The sequence below is a fragment of the Microcystis sp. M144S2 genome (assembly GCF_020246065.1).
In the GTDB taxonomy this organism is placed as follows: Bacteria; Cyanobacteriota; Cyanobacteriia; order Cyanobacteriales; family Microcystaceae; genus Microcystis; species Microcystis ichthyoblabe_A.
This window is the reverse complement of sequence record NZ_JADBTR010000076.1, coordinates 16,383-38,087: the sequence shown is the minus strand read 5'-3', so window position 1 is coordinate 38,087 and position 21,705 is coordinate 16,383. Positions and strand designations below refer to the sequence as shown.

Sequence of the window (21,705 nt, the reverse complement as noted above, 5' to 3'; positions counted from 1 at the left end):
CAGCCCTTCTTTCGCCAGTTTGTAAATAATTTTTACAGACCCCTTGACAAGATGCTTATTTTGTGTTTCCTAGATGTCGTACCAAGAGTGATCGTCGTGTCACCATTATCACCGCAAGCGTGCATTGGACGGGGATGTGAAGAAAGATAGGGAGCCTGATTTTCCTTCTCTATGGGGAGAGCATTCATATCAACGGATGTCGAGACGGATGCGACTTTAGTTTAAGGAACTGGGGAGGGGAAAGGAGGAAATCATCAGTCTAGGGACAGTTTAGGAAAATTTTAGGAGAATATAGCTTTCAGTTTCAGGAATTTACTGGTTTTCATGGCGGTAATTTCTTGCTTGGTTTCCTCTAGAGCTTGTTCTGTACGAGCGAGTTCCTCCTGAAGTTGTTGCCGTTGAGACTGCTGAAAATCTTGAACTTGTCTACAGGCCTCTTCCAAATTAACTGTTTTTTGTGCCAATTCCCCACGGGTTTGCTCTAATTGCCCTTGGGATTGTGCCAATTCCCCACGGGTTTGCTCTAATTGTGCCTGGGATTGTGCCAATTCCCCACGGGTTTGCTCTAATTGTGCCTGGGATTGTGCCAATTCCCCACGGGTTTGCTCTAATTGCCCTTGGGATTGTGCCAATTCCCCACGGGTTTGCTCTAATTGTGCCTGGGATTGTGCCAATTCGGAACGGGATTGCTCTAATTGTGCCTGGGATTGTGCCAATTCGGAACGGGATTGCTCTAATTGTGCCTGGGATTGTGCCAATTCGGAACGGGATTGCTCTAATTGTGCCTGGGATTGTGCCAATTCGGAGCGGGTTTGCTCTAATTGCACTTGGGATTGTGCCAATTCGGAGCGGGTTTGCTCTAATTGCACTTGGGATTGGTTTATGCTCTCCACACTATTATCTAGTTGGGATTGTAACCAAGAATTTTTTTGACTGTATTGCTCAATTACTCGCAGTCGCTCTTGACGATCTTGTTCCGATTCTTGATATTTTTGCGTCAGTTGGTTTAAAGTTTTCGACTGGTCTAATAAAGAGAGAATTAGACGACCAGAAGGCCTTTTTAAAAGATTATGGCTAATTTGTTCCTCAGTATTGCGGGCAATAGGATGACGACTAGCGACAAAAAACATATCATACTTGAAGAACTGCGGCTCGAAAACCAAAAAATCAAACCCCAAATTTCTCAAAAAATCAGTGATCGATCGATGGCTAAAGAGGAAAGTATGTTCTTGTGGTTTCAACTGATCTAAAAAACTATCATTGTCAGCTAACATTTCCGAATAGGAATACCCTTCTACATAATTCGGTGTCTGAATAATCAATATTCCTTCTTCTTTTAAGAGAGACACTACATGACTCATGGTGGCGACGGGATCGGGTAAATGTTCGATAACATCGAACATAACAACCGCATCTAAAGAACCAGTTTCTAGCTTTTGATCTTCTACAGGTCCCAACAACATGGGAATATCAAAGGTTTGGTGAGCGAAATCCACCACCCAAGGACTTAACTCTAGTCCTAACGCATCAAATCCGGCCCATTTCATCAAAGCGACCGAACCACCGTGAGCGCAACCCAACTCCAAAACTTTGCCCGGGGGTAGGGTATAAGCCATGAGAGTATGTAACCAGTAAAGACATCTTTCGGGTAAATCCTGTCGTGAACGTTGACGGATATCGGGATAACCGTGTTTGTCAGTTTGATAGGATAACCAGTATTTTTTACTATAAAATTCATCTCGATCATTTTTAACCCGAATTTCATCAAGGGTTAAATCCTGATTTAGTACCAATGTTCCACACTGAGAACAGAGACTGTAATCAGAGGAAAATTCCTGCAAATTTTGATTTCCGCACCAACAGACTTTAGAGTTCATAGAAATTGTTGTAGGTAAAAGTAATTGTAGATCAAACCTGAAAAAGGAAGTTTATTAACGAATAATCAGTCTTTGACCGATCTTGCCTAGACTGAAAATCAATATAGCAATTCTTATATTTTGACATTTCGACACTGTGGGGATTCAGAAATCAGTTCCTGACTCCTCCGATATCAGTAAATTCAGTCGATTCCCAGTTACCTGATTGTCTAAGGAATTTTAGTGAACTTGTTGCTAAAATCCAAGAATCGTAAAAGTTAACCAATTTATCTATTTTATCGAGAGATAAAGCATTTCTACAGATAATATAATTTTGCTCTAGAAAAATTTTCTGAGGATCAGAAACTTGACCGAGATGACCAAAGTATTCTAGTTTATTTGGCTTGAAGAATTTGCTAAAAAGTCCCAACATATCTAATCTGAATCTCCTTGATGTAATTATTAACTCAACTTGGCTGTTCTGAGAAGCCGTTTGGAAAACTCTCTGAAACCTCCTAGAGATAAAAGTGATAAAAATTTTCGGTCGCTAAAAGCTAACCAGATTATACTAAGAGGATCGCATCAGAATTTCATAATAGGTTCTCAAGAAATTAAATGGAAAGCAATCGCTAATAAACCTCCCAAAATTAACGCAATTCTTAAAACCCTTAAAATATTGGCACTAATAAAACCTAAATAGCCAACAATGCCAAAAATAAGAGCGAGTGATACTAGATTACCTCCGAGAACAAAAAAGAAGTTATTATTAACTTCATAGTACCAAGAGGTTATGGTTGCCACTAAAGGATAAGTGTACCTTGAATTAACCAGAAAAACAAGAGTTAAGCCAGAAAGTAATCCGAGGATTGGGAAAAACAGATACTTAAGCTTAAACCAAGCCGTTCTCAGCCTCCAAATCGGACTAGATTGCATCGTATAAAGTGTAGTTTTAGCTTCTTGAAGTTCCTGTTGTTTTTGCTTTAATTTTTCGTTGAGCAGATACAATGGTTCTTCAAAAAATTCCCCGTTGAGGTTGACATCGTATTTTAAGGGAGCGACATCTTGAGTTTGGTTAGTTTGCTCATCAATTGGATGATCTTGAATGGGAGACGGTACATCCTCTCCAGAAGATAAGTCCTGGCATTGTACCTGCTTAAGTTCTTGATTTAATAATAACTGCTGAGATAGAGCCTGCATTTCCCGGAGTTCTTGCCAGAGTGGATGTGCTGTAGATTTTTGCTCATTCTTGAGGCGTTCGGCAGTCACTATCAGGGTATCCTTGATCGTATCGGCCATTGTTTGCCAAGAAAATTTCTGACTTTGCTCTAAACCCTGCTCAATTAATAGTTTACGAACTTCAGGAATCTGAACCTTACCCAGTGCCTCCACCATTTCTTCAACTTTATACTCATCAACATAGATCGCTGCTTCCCCAGCAACTTCTGGGATCGAGGAATTTCTACAGGTTATCACTGGACAACCACAGGCCATCGCCTCCGCAATCGGTAAACCAAATCCTTCGTAAAGGGAAGGATAAACAAGAGCAATTGCACCCGAGTAAGCTACTGAGAGTTCAGGGTCTTCAAGTCTTAATAAATGAACAGAATTGTTATCGATTAATTCAGATAATTCTGGTTCTAAATCGGGTTGTCCACCGACACAAACGATAGAAAATTTCTCCAGTTCTGGTAAATTCTGAAAGGCTTTGAAAAACAAGATGGCATTTTTATATCCATCTAAACTCATACGAGAACCCACGAATATAAAGTAAGGATTTTGAAGAGAGTATCTAACTCTAAAGTTAATAATTTCTTCAGTACTTGATGGAAAGAAAAAGTCTCGATCAATACCGCAATGGGCAACATTTACTGATTCTGACAATATTTCTGGGAAAAACCTGATTAAATCATCAGCCGTATTCTGCGAGATTGCTAAATATTGACAGGCATGACGAATGCCTAAGTGCTTCTCTCTCCACATCGGCTCTTTTAGATTAGCTTCTATCACTTCAGGCACCATATCATAGGCCAGTAAGACCGAAGGCGTGGTTATAGGAGTAGTGTAGTAGGTGGAGATAAACAAATCTGCCTTGGCTTCATCACAAACAAACTGTAACATCTGTGAGTCCAGACCGCTATCTTCATAGTTATAAGCTTTCAGGTTACGATATCTAATATTTTCAAATTTTGGTGCCGTATTATCTCGGTCTAAAACCACAATATTGTGGGCAAAGTCCGATCTATTCCATTGTTCTAAGACAGCAGACCACATCCTGGCAATTCCAGTGTTATTCAACTGGAAAAATACCCCATCAAGTACAATTTTAGGAAAAATATGTCTGTACTTTTCTTGGAACAACAATATTTCTTTTTTTTCTTTTTGGTTTAATAAAACACCTTGATACTGTAGATCATCAAATTGGCGCTCTACACTGGAAGTTTTGGCAATATATACTCTGGGAATATTATACTCATCACAGATCAAATTACATTCCTGTCCCGCTCTGTCAGGCGCCCCATGCTCTAATCCTTTGGGATTGAAATAGTAGAGTCCCAAGATTTCTGGGATCAGCCGCATCTGTTCCCCTTGACTGCCAATCCTTAACCAAAATTCATAATCACCGGCGCATTTAAATTCCTCTCGAAAATAGCCATATTTTTCATGTAACGATTTTCTCCACATTGGTTGTGAACCGACACAGCATCCTAGGGTCATTTGTTCGTAAGAGTAATCAGGCCAATTCCATTTTCTATCTGCCTGAGTTGTAGCAAATCTGTCATTAGCGGCCATTGTGATTAGTTGGTCTGTGTACACCAAGCTAATATCGCTATTACAATCTAAATAATTGGCCATAATTTCCAACGCATCACAACGGTGTCGATCATCAGTGTTGGTATTAGTTATATATTTGCCTCTAGCCATTTTAATCGCTCGATTCCAAGCTGTATAAAGCGGCTCACGCTCTGACGTTCGTTCGTAAATAATATTCGGATATAAAGATTGAAACTTCTCTACAATTTCTCGTTCATTTTCCTGAGATGCACTATCTATTACTATGATTTCTAAATCATCTTGCTGATAAAGTGTTTGCTCTACTAAGTTTTGTAAGCATCCCTGAATAAAAAATTCAGAGTTATAGGTTGACACTATTGCTGAAACCTTAAATATTTTATCTTTTGATACTAAATCTCTATCTCCATATAGCGATTGATCATAAGCTAACTCCACTGACTTTAAAGATACTTTCTCTGGTTGATCATCACGGCTTATATCTAACACAAATTTATTATTTATCCATTTTAGGATAGTGTCGATCCTGTTCTCTATTAAATGTTCTCTATGACAAATTTTGTATCCTTCATCAGCAATGAATTTGGCAAGCTCTATGTTATCTCTCAAATATTCTAGTTTTCCAATTAAATCCTCAGAATTTTCTGGATCGTAGTACACTAGGTGCTGGAAATTCTTAAATAACTTATTAGACTGTTCTCCGACAATTTTATTTTGCAAAAGAACTCCCCCACATCCCATGATCTCGAAGGGTCTAGAGGTTAAAGTATAGGATAGTGATGGCAGATTGAGCAAAAATTTATGCTCCCTCAACTCCTGAGTATAAAATTCTACAGCTTTCTGTGGAGTAGAAAATTGATTGTAATCAAAGGAACAGATTTTAACGTTATCTTTTTGAGCTAATTTTTTAATAAAATCTTGCCTTTGATCATATGCTTGGCATCCAAAATACTTAGTCGCATTGCCTCGAAAGAAAGCGAAATCTGATCTAGCAATATAAGATTTATTATTGTTGAAATAAAAAGAATCGATGGCAAATGGAATAAAAATTGTTGGCTTAGTTATTTGATGTTGTGTCCTCAAAAAACCTAAGTCTGGCTCGTGATTACAGATGAGAGCATCTAAGCAATTGGAAGCACTAGCAATAGCCGATGAAAATAAATTTTTCCACGCTAAAGTACGATTCACGATAGGGGCTGAACAATGTTCTTGTAATATACCTAACTTTAATATAGGGGAATTCGACCAACGTTCTTGCCAACGCCCAGTTTGATGAAGTGGTTGCGAGTGCCAATCAAACCCTAGCATTAAAATTAAATCAGATTCTGGATTACCCAAATATTCAAAGAGTCCATCGTCATCTTTCGGCTCTAAATCTCCCCAATTTGCTTTTGGAGAAAATACCCTATTTAACAATCCATGTCTTCTCAGACTGTTGATCCATCCTTGAGAAGCATTCCATCCGTGAAACCCAGTGGTTTGTAAAACCACGTCAATACGAGGCCTATCTTGGGAAAAATGAGAAGCAAAATTATTTTCTCTGCTTATTTCCAATTGTGACATGAGTTATATCGTCTCCAGCTTTCTCAATAGCTATCTTATGCAGGGTAAGCGCATTTTAACAATCCTTGACAAAATGAACCTTATGTGGGTTGCCTACCCAGAGGGAGATTCAGCTATATTTGAGTAGAACTTGTCATCTCAATCGTTAAGCAACAATCGACCAAATAGGTCAAGTTCGTAACTATTCTGATTGACTGGTATCATTTCAAATGCCTACACAGTGAGCAACCCACAAAATTAGCCAATTGTCAACAGCGTTTGAGATGCGCTTACCCTGTATTTTATCTCACTTTCTTCTAAGTTTTTTAGAGAGTAGGCTTAAAACATTTAAAATAAATTATCATAGTTTAAAAAATAATTAAATTATATTATAGATCATTTTTTTGAGGAACTAAATTTCCGAAATTCAGTCACTGCCCCTAGAAGGTCTATACTTCGATTTCTATACCCGTTTCCGTTTAGCCAGTCGCTGGTTAAAGCCTCTCACAATTGACACAATGGAGTATTGATTCCAATAATCTGCATTGAGGCTAGGACGAATTTACCTGTGGAATATTCAGGAGCTATTGGCCAGTAAACAGCGTAGAATCAAGTTACACTTCATTTATAGGAGAAAGGCTGTAAATTATGGAATAGACAAAGACTCTTGTTTTGGGTTGCGGTTATCTTTAAGCTCAGTTATTGCAAAAGGTGTCGTTTTCCGCTTAAATAGACTTGGTATGACAATACGGATGATTGTCCATAACTGGAAAAACCATAGAAGTGAAAAAGACTAAGGACTTAACCATATATGAAAAAATTGAAGTTAGCTGTATTTGATTTAAGTGTAGGCTTGGCCCTCACCCTTCTGGTCACGGCCTGTTCTGGTTCTGAAGTTTCTCAAACAACTTCTTCCCCCGTTACTAATAGTCCATCACCTACTGTTGAGACTGCCCCCACCGAAAAATCCGCTGCTTCCTCACCTTACGGTGTTGATTTTTCCAAAGACACAGCCAATGTTTCGTTAGAGGGGTTTAGCTTTCCAGAAGATTGGGGTCGCTGGACTGATGGTTCCCCTGCCTCGATTAAGTTTGTTCAAAACCTACCCAGTTCTTTTGAGCTTATTTTCAAGGCCGCAGCTTTTGGTCCCAATGTTAACAAGGATATCATTATCAGCGTCGGCTCTCAGCAGCAAAAAATCCAATTAACGGATAAAGCAGCGGAAATTAAAGTCAAATTTACCGGAGTACCCGCTAATGAACGAACGATAACTTTCACGATTCCCGAACCTACCAGTCCCAAGCAACTTGGAGAAAAAGATGAAAGGAAATTAGGAATTGCTTTCAACACTTTGAACATTGTGGAAACAAAATAACTTTTATCTCTCTTTCGTCGGAAAGTCTTGCTATTTAATTAAGTTATCAATCTCTTGTCTAGACTAAAATAGTAAGATTCTCCTCGGAAAATTAATAACACTTCAAGAGGCTAGTTTTTTGATTCTAGGGATTTTTCCTTTTCTCCTGATTCCCAGTAATTGAGCAGAATCGCATTAACTGTATTACCGATCACATTTAATACGGTTTTAAAGCCATCGGTCAAGCGATCGACCCCTGCCACTAAAGCCACCCCCTCTAATGGTAAACCCGCCGCCGATAATACGGTAGTCATGGTAATTAATGCGCTGCCGGGGACCCCCGGGGTACTAAAAGAAACCAATAAACCACTCAATGCGATCGCTAATAACAAAGAGGGACTTAAAGGAACTCCGTAAACCTGAGCGATAAAAAGAGCATTAAATCCCTGTAAAATTGCCGAACCATCGCGTTTTAGTACCGTTCCCAAGGGAATAGCGAAACTGGCGATATCTTCGGGTAAACCGTATTCTTGAATTTCCCGCAAAACCACGGGTAAAGCAGCGTTAGAACTAGCAGTACCGAAAGATAAGGATAAAGACTCCGATAAAGAGCTAAAAAAGCGTCGAGGCTCTCCTTTGAGGGCAAAAAGGAGCAAAACATACACCCCAATCATCAAGGCGCTGGCCAAAAACAGACCAAAAACATAGAAAAAAAGTCTCGCCACTAATTCTAACCCCTGAGTGGCGATAACCGAAGCAATCAGAGCAAATACCCCCACAGGTGCTAGATAAAGAATCACCGATAGGATTCTCTCGCTGATTAGATAAAGACTGTCTATCAAGAGAATAAAAGGCTTTGCCCCCTCTTTGGCCAGTCCGATGCCGATACTAAATAAAACTCCCGTCACGATTACCTGTAAAAGATTGCCCCCGGTAAGAGCTTCTAGGGGATTAACCGGAATTAAGCTAATCAGCCAATCTCTCAAGGATACTGGTGTATTGGTGGTCATGGCGGCATTAGTGGCAAATCCCTCTAAACCTATCCCCGGTTTTAATAGCAACGCCGTCGCCATGCCGATTAACAGAGCAAGTGTACTGGTTAGCAGATAGCCAGTCATCAATCTGAGTAAATATCTACCGATCCGCGCAGCATTCTGTACCCGGGTTAATCCTAAAATAAGGGAAGAAAAAACGATCGGAACCACCACAAATTGAATTAAGCGCAGAAAAACCTCTCCCACCGGCGCGAGAATATAGTCATCTAAAGGTAGGATTAGCGCGGGAAAAAAACCATTGAGCAGCGCACCGAAAACAATTCCCGCACCCAGGGCGACTAAGATCAGAGTAGATAAATTCATGAGGTTAAGTTGAGAATTCCGAGACTAATTTGGGGCAGTATAGCACTAGGCTAATCTCATCGAACCATTCTGTCATTTTTTGCCACAAAAGGGAGAGATGAGCCAATAAAAGCCCATCTCTTGCTAATTTATCCCTATACTTTAGTGACAGCCAAGAAGACTTTACTTGTTACCATTACCCTGCATGGCTAAAACCGCATCGCGCAGTTTATCCGGCACTTCTTGCAGGTGATCCTCATCCCACTGGAAGAAACCGACACCCATAGTCAAAGAACGCAATTCAACGATAAAATCGTGCATTTCCGCTTGGGGTAGATAGGCCGTCACCTGATCCCAACCTTTCCACTCCTCAGAAGCTTCAAAACCCTGAATTTGACCGCGTTTACCACTAATTAACTGTAAAACCTTGGCGGTGTATTCTGAGGGAGCGAGAACCGTCACCGATAGAATGGGTTCTAATAAGACCGGATGACATTTAGGCAGTCCCTCCGTCATCGCTAGACGGGCCGCTTGTTTAAAAGCTTGTTCGGAACTATCGACACTGTGATAGGAACCATCGGTGAGGGTGACATCAATATCCACCACGGGGAAACCCAACGGACCATGACCGAGATATTCCCGCACTCCCGTTTCCACCCCGGGGATATACTGTTTGGGGACGACACCACCGACAATGCTTTCATGGAAGTGGAAACCTTCCCCCCGGGCCAAGGGTTTAATATCGAGATACACATCACCAAAAGCACCGTGGCCGCCGGTTTGGTGTTTATAACGTCCGTGGGATTTGGTACTGGTTTTGATCGTTTCCTTGTAGGGAACTTGGGGTAAATGGGTGGTCATCGGTAGATTATACTTGCGTGCTAGGCGATCGAGGGCTACTTGCAGATGAATTTCTCCCTGTCCCCAGAGAATCACTTCTTTAGTGTCGCCGTGTTGTTCCCAGTAGAGGGAAGGATCTTCTTCGATCAGTTTCGTCAAAGCTGAACTTAATTTAACTTCATCCTTGCGATTGACGGCGGCAATAGCGAGAGCAAAGACGGGTTTAAGCTGTAATCCTTTGGGAAGATCGGGTTTTTGACTGCCGCTGCTAACCACTTCTCCGGTGGCGATTCCCTCCAAACGACCGAGAGCGACAATTTCCCCCGCTTGGGCCTGCTGTAGGGGTTGCTGTTGTTGTCCCATGAGACGATAGATACCACCAATCCGCACACCGTTTAAGGCCATGCCATCGTTAAGGGTTCCCTGCCAGATTCGCCCTAGGGAGAGGCGACCGCCCTGGGGAGTAAAATAGGTTTTGAGGATTTGTACCACTGCATCTCCATCCGCACTGGGATCGAGACCGCGACGATTGGCGGTAATTGTCGGGGCCGGTGCTTCTTCTACTAAAGCGGTGAGGAGATGACGCACACCATAGTCCCGTTCCGCCATACCGAAGAACACGGGTACTATCTGATCGGCTCCCAGTTCTTGTTTTAAGTCTTGGAGAATTTCTTCCCGGGAGGGGTTAATATCTTCGAGGAGTTCTTCTAAAAGATGATCATCAAATTCGGCGATCGTTTCCAGCATTTCTTGTCGAGCGCTCTGTTCTTCTTCCTTGAGGTGGTCGGGTAAAGGTACAGGATCGGCGGGACTGTTAGGATGGTAATGATAAGCCTGTTCGTTGATTAAATCGATAAATCCGATAGTTTCGTTGTTCTGACGGATGGGATATTGTTGGGGAACGAGGGGACGACTAGAAACGGATTTGAGAGCTTGTAGGACTTCGTTAAAGTGACTATTACAGCGATCCATCTTGTTGATGAAGATTAGATGCGGAATTTCCCAATCATCGAGGAATTTTAGCAAGGGAGCCAGGGTGAGAACTCGATCGACCACCGGTTCACAAACGATAATAGCAGCACCGGCCCCGACGAGGGCATTATAGGTTTCACTGGCAAATTCGATCGAACCGGGGCAATCGAGAAAGGTAAAATTTAGGTCTTGGTATTGACTATGGGCAACGGAAACTTCTACACTCATCTGTCGATCCCGCGCTTGCGTGGAACTATCAGCGACGGTATTGCGATCGCTGATTTTGCCTTTTCTGGTGATCGCTCCTGTGACGAAAAGTAAACTTTCCAGTAAGGAGGTTTTTCCACTGGAGTAGGGGCCGACAAGGGCCACATTACGGGTGTTTGCTCCGATACTTTGATTCATACAGATACCCCCAACAATGATTTAGTGATTAGTTGTGGCGATTGGACGATATTTACACTCGATCGCCCTTGGGAAATATACTGTCATAGCACTGAAAATTACTCTCAGGACGTATTTAGAAGTGAAAGGCCTGTCTTGCCATAATTTTGCCCAGTGCTACAGGTGTATTCTTTCCTACTCTTCACCCTAACTCAGTCTCAAGCATTACATCCCATTCTCGCAATCTCTTGTAAAATCTCGCCTACTTTTAGTTAAGGAACTTGAATAAATGTTAACTAGGGTTTGCTAAATAAGTTTTTCGTGGGTGTGGGGTGTGGGCTTCGGCCGTGAGCTCAGCCGAACGGGTGTGGGGTGTGGGGTGTGGGGAAATGGGGAAATGGGGAAATGGGGAAATGGGGAGAATAAATAAAAATAATCTCCTGTCTCCTGAATCGGAGTCTCCTGAATCGGAGTCTCCTACCTCCAGGAAAAATTTTTTCAGCAAATGTTAACTAAGCTGTTGACTATCGAGAGTCTTTCTCATCAACCGGATTTACAAAAACGAGAGGCAGCCTGATATAGTGAGAGGTCGGGATGATGTTTATCAAGCAATTTTTATGTTAAAAGCTGGAATCGTGGGACTGCCAAATGTGGGTAAATCGACCCTATTTAACGCTCTGGTGGCTAATGCCAAGGCCGAGGCCGCTAATTTCCCCTTTTGTACCATTGAACCGAATGTGGGTGTGGTATCCGTCCCCGATGAACGTCTGGAGGTTTTGGCTAAAATCTCTAATTCTGAGAAAATCGTGCCGACGCGGATTGAATTTGTCGATATCGCCGGATTAGTCAAGGGTGCCAGTCGCGGGGAAGGATTGGGTAATCAATTTTTGGCTAATATCCGGGAAGTGGACGCGATCGTTCATGTGGTGCGCTGTTTTGATAATGATGATATTATTCATGTTTCCGGTTCCGTGGATCCGGCCCGGGATATCGAGGTGATTAATCTAGAGTTAGCTCTAGCGGATTTGGGACAGGTGGAGAAGCGGGTGGAACGTTTACGCAAACAGGCGAAAAATAGCAAGGAAGCCGCCGAAGAATTGGCTATCCTTGAAAAAATCCTAATTTGTCTTAATGACGGTATTTCGGCGCGAAAAGTGGATTTAAGCAAAGAGGAAGAAGAATTAATTAAAAATCTCGGTTTATTGAGTCGGAAACCGATTATTTATGCCGCTAATGTGAGCGAAGATGATCTGGCCACGGGTAACGATTGGGTAGAAAGTGTCCGTCAAATTGCCCAAGAGGAACAGGCCAAAGTTGTGATCGTTTCTGCTCAAGTAGAATCGGAATTAGTGGAATTGTCGGAGGAAGAAAGAAAAGATTTTCTCGGTTCTTTAGGAGTAGAAGAAGGGGGATTAAAATCTTTAATTAAAGCTACCTACGAGTTATTAGGACTGCGTACCTATCTCACCACTGGCCCCCAAGAAACCCGCGCATGGACGATTATTTCTGGGATGAAAGCACCCCAAGCAGCCGGAGTTATTCACTCGGATTTTGAACGGGGTTTTATTCGTGCGGAAACTGTGTCTTATCAGGATTTAGTTAATAGTGGCACGATGAGCGCGGCCAAAGAAAAAGGTTTAGTCAGAAGTGAAGGCAAGGAATACATTGTTCAAGAGGGTGATGTTTTACTATTCCGTTTTAATGTATAGCTAAAAATAAGTCAGGTGAGTGTCACCCACCTGATCAAAAGGCTGAATAATTAGCCTTGTCAAATTGAAAGATGCTCCGAATTTCTGCCCTAAACAATCTCTCAGCTTTTTTCACTCACTTTGGTTAACATTAAACTTAATTTTTTATCTCTTGACATACTCTAATTTAGATTCTATAATTAGGTATAGGGGCAAGTTCTTGTTTAATCAAGATGGCGATTATCTCTGTCCACTAAAAGACTGGTTTGCTAGGAGTCAAGGCTAAAAATATTCTATCTATTCAACTCTGGGAAGGTTTTTCTCAACAATACAAGACGAAAATATGACCATTTTTGAACGATTGACTAATTTTGTTCACCGAGTATTTAAGACTAATTTAGAAATTTTTCTTGAAGCATTGAAGCACAGCCCTAATGCACAGGGATATGTCAGTGGTTCAATCACGGAGTTGTTACTAAAAAAGAAACTTGAAGAAGAATATGGATTTGAAGTTCAACGAATTCGTGAAAAATGGGAAGGTAGGAAGCACCCAAATCACCATGGAGATTTTTATTTTCGCAAACCAGAATCTAATCTTTGGTATGTTGTGGAATCTAAAGGTGTAAAGTCAAATTCTGAAAAGTGGCATAAATTGTACAACTTCGAGAAATTAAAAATTTTTCTCATTGAACATTCTGGAAAAATTGATTGGATTGACCAGAATGGCAACATCGAAGAACAAGTTATCGAATGGATACATCGAGAATTGCCAAAGTTTCAAGATGAATTTTCAACAACCATTTATGAATATGAAGAAATTCAAAACTACAACCCACAACGAGAAACGGCCAAATCACGCGCAGTAAAGGCATTGAAGCATCTTTCAAGAGAAGAAGTAAATGCGTTATTTGACAGCCGCCTCAATTATGTTATGTCAAAGATTCGGGTCTTGGAAACTCACTTTGTTTCTGGCAAATCTGCTTCAAGCAACAGAACTCAAGCAACGCCTCGAAAAGATGAATTTAACGTTATTTCGATTGACATTTTTCTTCGGTATTCAGAGCATAAATTTCTTTTTGCCAACCCCCAACACCTAGAATCATCTGGTGACGATGAAAATCACTTACAGCAAAATTACATCATGGGATTTGTGTTTACTGATGAATCTGGCAACGCAAGATTAAGTATCACTGATGACTGGTATGAAAATCTAAATGATGTTTACCAGACATTGAAGGAGAAAAATAGTGTCAAAGAAGACGAAATGCAGGTTGATAATAGATATTTAATTACAGAAGAAGCAAATGGAGAGTTGTAACAAATGGACAGAAGACAGCAGCAAACTCGAAAAATGAAAGAGCAAGGATTGTTATTTTCCGAAGATAGCCTGTTACCTGAAAAACTCCCGCAAATTCAGGAATTACGACCTTCTAACAATCTTTCCGCAGTTTTTGAAGAGTGCCATAATTATATTTACGCCAACGAAGGAATGCTCAAAGACAAGATTTTTCACGAGATGGTTAAACTAATCATCATCAAACTTCATGATGAAAAATCTGCCAAGCAATCTGTAAATTTTGGCGTTACAGCAAATGAATATAAAGCCATCGTAGCAAATAAGTCCGATGAATTTATGTCGCGTCTCAGTCAATTATTTACCTCCATCAAGAATCATTATCGGGGATTTTTCACCGATGACACATTCAAGTTAAAACCTTTGACTCTTGCTTATATTGTAGGCAGGTTACAGTACATTAATTTAACTAAAACATCTGGCGATATAAAAGGGGAAGCCTTTCAGACTTTTGTAAATAGACACCAGCGTGGAGATAGGGGAGAATTTTTTACCCCTCACCCAATTGTCCGTCTTGCGGTTGAAATGATAGACCCCAAACCAAACGAAAAAATTATAGATCCTGCTTGCGGAAGTGGTGGTTTTTTAATTCAAGCAATCAACCATGTTCGACAAAATAACCCAGAGTTCGATATAGCAAGTTTTGTGCAAGAAAGTATTACAGGAATTGAATTTAATCCCGATGTCGCTCTTTCGGGAATGATTCGTTTAGTTTTTGAAGGTGGCACAGGTTCAGAAATTATCTGCACTAATGCGCTTATCGAAGATGAAAAATTAAATAATTCCTTTGATGTTATCTTGACCAATCCTCCTTTCGGAAATAAAGGCAAAGTAGAAGACCAGAAAATTCTTCAATCATATCTTCTCGCCCGAAAATGGCATAAATCAGCGTCCAATGGTTGGGAAGTTTCCCAAGCCGTTTTAGCGGGTCAGTCGCCCGATATTTTATTTATTGAGAAATCTATAAAATTATTGCGCGCAGGTGGGCGCATGGCGATTATTCTGCCCGATGGTTTATTACAAAATATCTCTAATGGACCGATTCGCCATTGGTTGCGCTCCCAAACAAAAATATTAGGTGTTGTTTCCATACCGCCGGAAGCCTTTGTACCCTACGGTACAGGAATCAAGACATCACTTTTAGTAGTTCAAAAATTACCAGCAGACAATGATTCTTGTTTTATGGCACAAATCAAAAAAATAGGCTATGACGTTAAAGGACAAACAATATATAAGCGCGACGAGTCGGGAGTTATAGCCCGAAAAAAATCAGGTTTGCCAATAGTTGACGATGATATAGATGATATTTCTCGCTCTTTTAGGTCATTTATCAATGGGGAATTTGCACAAAACAGCGATTGTATTTATACAGTTAAGAATACCCTGCTCAATTCGAGACTGGATGCCGAACATTATTTACCCAATGACCAAAAATTATTAGAACATCTAAAATCTATTGGGGCGAAACCTTTAGGTGAAATTGCCGATATTTTGAGAGAGGCGGCTGATTTTCGTTTAGCTAGGGATAGTGAAATTAGATATATAGCTATTTCCGATGTTGATTATCGTACAATGCAAGTTGTTTCTCAACAAATAATTAAGGCACACGAGGCCCCATCTCGCGCAACTTATAGATTGTACAAAGGCGATATTATTACAGCAATTTCAGGAGCAAGTACAGGAACACCACGCCAAGCAACAGCCCTAATCACGGAAGATGAAGACGGAGCAATTTGCTCAAATGGATTTTCAGTATTAAGAAATATTCAGGGAGTCGAGCCTTTGTTTTTATTAGTATATATGCGAACAGACTTTTTTTTGCGTCAGATTAAAAGGTACATGACAGGTCATGCTATTCCTACTATTTTAGTAGATGATTTGTCTAAAGTTTTAGTGCCTATTCCACCCGAATCTGAACAGCAGAGAATAGCAAAAAGTATGGCTGAAATTCAAGCAATTAGAAAAGAAGCGTTAAAAGCAAGTGAGAATGTTGTTAACCAAATGAGTCTTTTACTTGGCCAATTTGAGTAAAGCAAAAAGCAGGTTAAGCTTAGAAAAGGTCTTAAGGTGGTTGATTTATCCCAACCTTAAGACAGGACTAGAATAGCTAGGATAAATCAACAGGGATTCTCAATTCGCCCGGGAAATGTGCGTCACCAGGGCCGCCGATTGTAGGATAGGGGTAGTGGTGACGGAATCCGTCGCTAGGGTAAAGAGAGGATTGGAAAGGATACCGGCCAGGGAAGTGGCCACTAGGGAGAGGACAATGCCCACCTGTAGGGGACGCATCCCGGCAAGGGTCCAATTGATAACGGGGTAATTTTTCACCGCATCGGACATCTCTTGGGGTTCCTTGACCACCATCATTTTGACCACACGGATATAGTAGTAAATCGAGGCCACACTGGTGACTAAACCAACGAGGACGAGGGCATAAAGTCCCGCTTGCCAACCGGCCCAGAATAGATAAATCTTACCAAAGAAGCCCGCTAGAGGTGGAATTCCCCCCAAAGAGAGCAGACAGATGCTTAAACAGAGGGTTAGGAGCGGATCTTTCTGGTAGAGTCCCGAATACTCAGCAATCTGATCGGTTCCAGTTCTCAGAGCAAAGAGAATCACACAGGCAAAAGCCCCTAGGTTCATGAACAGGTAAATTAACAGATAGAAAATCATGCTAGAGTAACCCGCGTCAGTACCGGCGGTTAAACCAATCATGACAAAACCCGCCTGACCGATCGAGGAATAGGCTAACATCCGTTTCATGCTAGTTTGGGCCAAGGCGACCACGTTGCCGAGGATCATGCTCAAAATTGCTAGGGCGATAAAGATAAACCGCCATTGTTCGCTGACTAGACCGAAAACCGTCACTAATAGGCGAATTGCTAGGGCAAAACCGGCCGCTTTGGAACCCACCGAGAGGAAAGCCACCACGGGAGTGGGTGAACCTTCGTACACATCAGGAGTCCATTGGTGAAAGGGAACCGCCGAAATTTTGAAGGCGATACCGGCAATCACAAAAACTAATGCGATCGCTAAGGCCAGGGACTGACCACCGTTAACATCGGTTAATTTTTGGGCAATGGCACTTAAACTGGTTTCACCTCCGGATAAACCGTAGAGAAGGGAAACACCATAGAGGAAAATCGCCGAGCTAGAAGCTCCAATTAACAGGTATTTTAAAGCGGCCTCGTTCGATCGAGGATCCCGTTTCATGTAACCGGTCATTAGATAGGAGGAAATACTGAGCATTTCTAGGGAGATGAAGATCATCACCAATTCACTAGCGCCAGATAGGAACATTCCCCCGAGGGTTGCGGTGAGCATAATGGCCAAGAATTCCGCTAGGGAGGTTCCCGCTTGTTCCACATAACGGATAGACATCAGCACTGTGGAGGCGGTAGAAAGAGCAATAATCGCCCTAAAGACGATACTGAGATTATCCCCCTCAAAAGCCCCTAAAAAGGCCACTGGTTTCGGATTGTCCCAGGTAAAGTAGAGAGCAACCACAGCAGCGAGCAGACCAGCGATCGCAACGTAGGGCAGCCAACTTCTGGCACTCCGTCCCACGATTAAATCGCCGATTAAAATCACCATCAGGGTAATAATCAGGATTCCTTCGGGCCAGATAACGCCGGCGTTTAGCTGACTGGCAACAAGACTAGAAAAATCCATATTGATTGAGGTTAAAGGAATTTGAAGTTAAAAAAGGCTTAATACAAGCTTAGGGCATTTGATCAGCGATTCAGTGATCAGTTATCAGTGATCACTGATCAGATGTGATTTTTCAGTTTACTGATCGCCGCTATCGGGTTAAAATATCTAAAAACCCAGATAAATTTGACATAATCTTAGCTTTTATGGGTAGTGTAGTTGTCTCGTGTCTTTTTTATCCTCCTGTCTCTGATTCTCCTCTGCAAAGGGAAAATCTTTGATTTTTGCAGCAGAGCTAATTTCTGATGGTGACAAGTTGTCACCGAAATGTATCCACGTTAACAGGGAAAAAGTGAAAACTCAGGAAATCATGACATAGACTGGCATCGTTAGTTGTCATTGAAGGATTCTGGTAAAATCAGGCTAGGGAAACCCCCGAAAAATCACTTGTTTTCGAGCCATCCGCTTGATTTTGTTGTTGAAAAACCTTCTAGTTCGCTCCATCCTTTTCCTTTAGCGATCGCTTGAATGAGTAACGAAACCTATCTCAATCATCCTACTTTCGGTCTATTATACAGAGTGTGTCTATTAGAAGAACATCAGGAATTATTCACCACTCTTTATGCCCAACGTCTTTTTTTTCTGGTGACGGTGGGACCCAAAAAAGTCTCGTTCGATCCGATTAGTCGTTCCGATGCTCGTCTTTTGGTGGAAAACCGGCTGCGGAATTTGCGACGGCGCAGTAATGTGCAAGAATTTAACAGTCTCAACCAAACTTATCAACAAACCTTTTCAGTCTAGTTCATGACGATCGCTAGTCGTATCGAGTCAATCCGTCTTACCCTACCCCCCTCCACGCGCCTGATTGCTGTCAGTAAACAGGTATCGAGCGATTATATCCGTCAAGCTTACCAAGCAGGAGTGAGAGATTTTGCTGAAAGTAAGCTACAGGAAGCAATCTCGAAGCAGCAAGAACTAAAAGACCTGCCAGATATTTCTTGGCACTTTATCGGGCATCTACAGGCAAATAAAGCCCGCAAAGTCCTAGAATCTTTTGATTTAATCCATTCCCTCGATAGTTTAAAATTAGCCCAAAGACTCGATCGCCTAGCGGCGGAATTAGAGATTAATCCCCAAGTTTTGCTACAGGTGAAAGTTGTCCCCGATCCCGATAAGTTCGGTTGGGACAAGGCCGAATTGTTAGCAGATATTCCCGCTTTAGTCAACTGTGAACAGCTAAAAATTCAGGGTTTGATGACAATTCTGCCCCAGGGATTATCCACTGGGGAAAAGTTAGCCGCCTTTGAAAAAACCAGCGATTTAGCCCGAATAATCGAGAATAGCTCTAGTTTATGCCTGCCTCATCTATCCATGGGGATGTCTAACGATTATCCCCTCGCCCTCAAGGCTGGAGCCACTTTGATCCGGGTGGGAACTGGCATCTTTGGCGAACGCATTTACTGAACCATCTCCGTAAATTTACAGAAAAAACCCCTAGAAAATTTAATAATTGGTGACAATATATCTTAAAATTACAGCGTCTAGTCTAGAAAATGGTGGTTAGAAATGAGGAATTGACTTTTTCCCAATCCCTGAAAACTATCCCCTGATAACTGATAACTGAAAAGAGGGAACTAACCGCTGCCTCCAGACGACTAAAATGACTAACCCTTAACAAAACAGTTCCCCTGTACCAAATGAGAGCAACAATTGTTAAAGGCCAATAAATAACCCCGACTCTAGACAAGACCACCCAAAAAAAATCTTTTGAAGGACCTTAGACTGTGAACAACATTTTTACCAAGCTCAAAGATTTTGTCGGCATCTCCGAACAACCAGAAGACGAAGACGAAACCGACTACGAAGAAATGAACTGGGAAAAGTCTTCCCCGCAAGATAGGGATCAAAACGAAGAAGAAGAACCCCTTAATCGTCGTCAACGCGAACCTTTAAATCTCAATACAGCCACATCTATGGGACTCAACAGAAGCAACGTGATCGGTATGCCAGGTATTAACAACAATAATGCAGAAGTGGTCGTGATCGAGCCCCATTCCTTCGAGGAAATGCCCCAAGTTATCCAAACCCTGAGAGAACGCAAATCGGTGGTTTTAAACCTCAACGTCATGGATCCCGAAGAAGCACAAAGAGCCGTGGATTTTGTCGCCGGTGGCACTTATGCAATTGATGGTCATCAAGAACGCATCGGTGAGAGTATTTTCCTATTTACCCCCAGCTGCGTTAAAGTTAGCACCCTTTCCGGAACCATTCACGATATCACCGACAACCCGAAAATGGCTCGTCCCGTTTCCCCCGCACCTGTTTGGGGCGCCGAAAGCAGTCGATTAGCTCAATGAATTCTCCCAGAGTCCTCTCGTCAAGTTTGTCGAAGCTAGAAATCGATCGATTCTCGAGAGGATGTGTTTTTTCTGGGTAAGACCTCTAAATCTGCCTTTTTTTCTTTTTACTTTTTACTTTAAAAAATACTGTGTCTATTCGCTTAGGAATTATTGGCGGTGGAGTGATGGCCGAGGCCATTCTCAGCCGTTTATTAAAAAAAAATATTTATAGTCCCGAAACGGTGTTAGTCAGTGAACCCCAATCCCAACGGCGTAACTTTTGGGTTAATACCTACGGAGTGCAAGTCAGTGAGGATAACCGGGAAGCCGCCAGAGCAACTGAGGTATTAATCTTAGCGGTAAAACCGCAAATTTTAGAGCAAGTAGTGAATAGTTTGCTGGGAATACCCGAAAAACCCCTAATTATCTCGATTTTAGCGGGAGTTACCCTCAATCGCTTAGAAATGGGCTTTCCCGATCGCCCCGTCATCCGGACGATGCCCAATACCCCCGCCACGGTGGGACAAGGGGTTACAGCGATCGCAGCCGGTCGTCATGCGGAACCAGAACATCTGGCCGTAGCTAGAGATATTTTTGCTGCGGTCGGTTCGGTGGTGGAAGTTCCCGAGGCTTTGATGGACGCGGTAACGGGATTATCGGGATCGGGCCCGGCATTTGTGGCCCTAATGGTGGAAGCTTTAAGCGATGGTGGTGTGGCGGCTGGATTACCGCGAGCGATCGCGTCTCAATTGGCCATAGAAACAGTTTTAGGGACGGCAACCCTATTAAAAGAATCGGCCATACATCCGGGTGAATTAAAGGATCGCGTCACTAGCCCCGGGGGAACGACGATTGCCGGGGTGAGACAATTAGAAAAAGGCTCTTTTCGATCGACTATTATCGAGGCAGTGGTGGCGGCCTATCATAGATCTAAAGATTTAGGGCGTAGTTCCGAAAAGTAATCTTGGTATCTTTTTTAACCCATAACTGATGTGTCGATCTGTGATCAAATACGCAGCAATTCTTGTCCAGAAAAAGTTATCGTTTTTTCTTTTTTACCGGTTTTTGAGCCACTTTTCGAGAACGTTTATAGGCCGATCCGATCCAATCACTACAACTATGACTCATTGCCCCTAATTCTAAACCTAGGAAAATAGCGATCGCTACCCGGGGATACTGTTGCCATAATGCGATCGCTTGCTGCGGCCACAGTCGCCAATCCCAGTCTATACCCCAGAAACTTTGCAGGATGGGAATGATGATGATCGCCGCTAGTAAAAGAAAACTACCAAGATAAAATAACCGAAAAATTGTGCCGATCAATAAACCGTGGGATAACCAACCCCGATGACGGATCATGGAACGATAGGGTAGCCACAACCAGCGCAGATAACCCCAACGTTTGTATTGTACCGAGTGGATGTCAAGATCCGGCCCAAACAGGAATCCGCTAAACAAATAACTGGCCAAGAGTAACAGGGTTAATTTACCACTGCCACTGACCAAAAAACTCGCCCCCGCAATCGGTAGCAGCAAAATTAGGGTAATGCGATCGTGAGTTCGACCAGAGGGCATCGGAAAAAAATTAACTCGCTCAA

General features: G+C 42.1%; 14 protein-coding genes. 8 read left to right on the top strand and 6 right to left on the bottom strand.

All coding sequences use genetic code 11. The features are described 5' to 3' along the window. Window positions 1-281 precede the first annotated feature (281 nt). Together IM462_RS09980 and IM462_RS09975 are read right to left on the bottom strand one after the other, a co-directional pair. The gene (locus IM462_RS09980; protein ID WP_287715138.1) at window positions 282-1,877 is read right to left on the bottom strand and encodes a methyltransferase domain-containing protein; all 1,596 of its coding nucleotides are present in this window, start codon (window positions 1,875-1,877) and stop codon (window positions 282-284) included. 582 nt (window positions 1,878-2,459) lie between these two features. After that, the gene (locus IM462_RS09975; protein ID WP_287699788.1) at window positions 2,460-6,209 is read right to left on the bottom strand and encodes a glycosyltransferase; all 3,750 of its coding nucleotides are present in this window, start codon (window positions 6,207-6,209) and stop codon (window positions 2,460-2,462) included. A gap of 790 nt (window positions 6,210-6,999) precedes the next feature. Between IM462_RS09975 and IM462_RS09970 the strand changes: the two genes are divergently transcribed. Beyond that, window positions 7,000-7,563 (top strand): DUF7024 domain-containing protein, encoded by a 564-nt coding sequence (locus IM462_RS09970; RefSeq protein WP_287699787.1) that lies wholly within the window; start codon window positions 7,000-7,002, stop codon window positions 7,561-7,563. 110 nt (window positions 7,564-7,673) lie between these two features. Here IM462_RS09970 and IM462_RS09965 read toward each other — a convergent pair whose 3' ends face one another. Next, entirely contained in the window at window positions 7,674-8,900 is a 1,227-nt protein-coding gene (locus IM462_RS09965; RefSeq protein WP_287699786.1) for a dicarboxylate/amino acid:cation symporter, read from the bottom strand. 162 nt (window positions 8,901-9,062) lie between these two features. Then, entirely contained in the window at window positions 9,063-11,096 is a 2,034-nt protein-coding gene (locus tag IM462_RS09960) for an elongation factor G (RefSeq protein WP_287699785.1), read from the bottom strand. A 596-nt stretch (window positions 11,097-11,692) separates the two neighbouring features. Here IM462_RS09960 and ychF point away from each other — a divergent pair. The 3 genes from ychF to IM462_RS09945 all read left to right on the top strand — a co-directional run bounded on the left by ychF (window position 11,693) and on the right by IM462_RS09945 (window position 16,148). Then, window positions 11,693-12,784: a redox-regulated ATPase YchF gene (gene ychF / locus IM462_RS09955; protein ID WP_002732084.1), complete on the top strand. Its 1,092-nt coding sequence runs from the start codon at window positions 11,693-11,695 to the stop codon at window positions 12,782-12,784. Window positions 12,785-13,106: 322 nt separating this feature from the next. Then, a complete protein-coding gene (locus tag IM462_RS09950) occupies window positions 13,107-14,081 on the top strand; it encodes a hypothetical protein (protein ID WP_287699784.1) in 975 nt (324 codons plus the stop codon). A gap of 33 nt (window positions 14,082-14,114) precedes the next feature. Further along, entirely contained in the window at window positions 14,115-16,148 is a 2,034-nt protein-coding gene (locus IM462_RS09945) for an N-6 DNA methylase (protein WP_287699811.1), read from the top strand. A 99-nt stretch (window positions 16,149-16,247) separates the two neighbouring features. On the opposite strand, the gene IM462_RS09940 is transcribed toward IM462_RS09945, so the two are convergent. Beyond that, window positions 16,248-17,789: an NAD(P)H-quinone oxidoreductase subunit N gene (locus IM462_RS09940; protein ID WP_287699783.1), complete on the bottom strand. Its 1,542-nt coding sequence runs from the start codon at window positions 17,787-17,789 to the stop codon at window positions 16,248-16,250. Window positions 17,790-18,296: 507 nt separating this feature from the next. On the opposite strand from IM462_RS09940, the gene pipX reads away from it, so the two are divergent. From pipX to proC, 4 genes are all read left to right on the top strand, one after another. Further along, entirely contained in the window at window positions 18,297-18,569 is a 273-nt protein-coding gene (gene pipX, locus IM462_RS09935) for a transcriptional coactivator PipX (protein WP_002800387.1), read from the top strand. 3 nt (window positions 18,570-18,572) lie between these two features. Beyond that, entirely contained in the window at window positions 18,573-19,232 is a 660-nt protein-coding gene (locus tag IM462_RS09930; RefSeq protein ID WP_287699782.1) for a YggS family pyridoxal phosphate-dependent enzyme, read from the top strand. Between the two features lie 320 nt (window positions 19,233-19,552). Beyond that, the gene (locus IM462_RS09925) at window positions 19,553-20,125 is read left to right on the top strand and encodes a cell division protein SepF (RefSeq protein ID WP_287699781.1); all 573 of its coding nucleotides are present in this window, start codon (window positions 19,553-19,555) and stop codon (window positions 20,123-20,125) included. A 131-nt stretch (window positions 20,126-20,256) separates the two neighbouring features. Continuing rightward, complete coding sequence (gene proC, locus IM462_RS09920) at window positions 20,257-21,069, top strand: pyrroline-5-carboxylate reductase (protein WP_287699780.1); 813 nt, start codon at window positions 20,257-20,259, stop codon at window positions 21,067-21,069. 76 nt (window positions 21,070-21,145) lie between these two features. Here the strand turns inward: proC and IM462_RS09915 are convergent, their stop codons facing one another. After that, a complete protein-coding gene (locus IM462_RS09915) occupies window positions 21,146-21,682 on the bottom strand; it encodes a metal-binding protein (RefSeq protein WP_287699779.1) in 537 nt (178 codons plus the stop codon). Between the last annotated feature and the right edge of the window lie 23 nt (window positions 21,683-21,705).

Excerpts from the sequence above, each read along its gene's own strand:
- pipX (WP_002800387.1), top strand. The coding sequence starts at position 18,297 with ATGAGTAACGAAACCTATCTCAATCATCCTACTTTCGGTCTATTATAC.
- IM462_RS09980 (WP_287715138.1), bottom strand. The coding sequence starts at position 1,877 with ATGAACTCTAAAGTCTGTTGGTGCGGAAATCAAAATTTGCAGGAATTT.
- IM462_RS09970 (WP_287699787.1), top strand. The coding sequence starts at position 7,000 with ATGAAAAAATTGAAGTTAGCTGTATTTGATTTAAGTGTAGGCTTGGCC.
- IM462_RS09945 (WP_287699811.1), top strand. The coding sequence starts at position 14,115 with ATGAAAGAGCAAGGATTGTTATTTTCCGAAGATAGCCTGTTACCTGAA.
- IM462_RS09950 (WP_287699784.1), top strand. The coding sequence starts at position 13,107 with ATGACCATTTTTGAACGATTGACTAATTTTGTTCACCGAGTATTTAAG.
- IM462_RS09940 (WP_287699783.1), bottom strand. The coding sequence starts at position 17,789 with ATGGATTTTTCTAGTCTTGTTGCCAGTCAGCTAAACGCCGGCGTTATC.
- IM462_RS09915 (WP_287699779.1), bottom strand. The coding sequence starts at position 21,682 with ATGCCCTCTGGTCGAACTCACGATCGCATTACCCTAATTTTGCTGCTA.
- IM462_RS09975 (WP_287699788.1), bottom strand. The coding sequence starts at position 6,209 with ATGTCACAATTGGAAATAAGCAGAGAAAATAATTTTGCTTCTCATTTT.
- IM462_RS09960 (WP_287699785.1), bottom strand. The coding sequence starts at position 11,096 with ATGAATCAAAGTATCGGAGCAAACACCCGTAATGTGGCCCTTGTCGGC.
- IM462_RS09930 (WP_287699782.1), top strand. The coding sequence starts at position 18,573 with ATGACGATCGCTAGTCGTATCGAGTCAATCCGTCTTACCCTACCCCCC.
- IM462_RS09965 (WP_287699786.1), bottom strand. The coding sequence starts at position 8,900 with ATGAATTTATCTACTCTGATCTTAGTCGCCCTGGGTGCGGGAATTGTT.
- ychF (WP_002732084.1), top strand. The coding sequence starts at position 11,693 with ATGTTAAAAGCTGGAATCGTGGGACTGCCAAATGTGGGTAAATCGACC.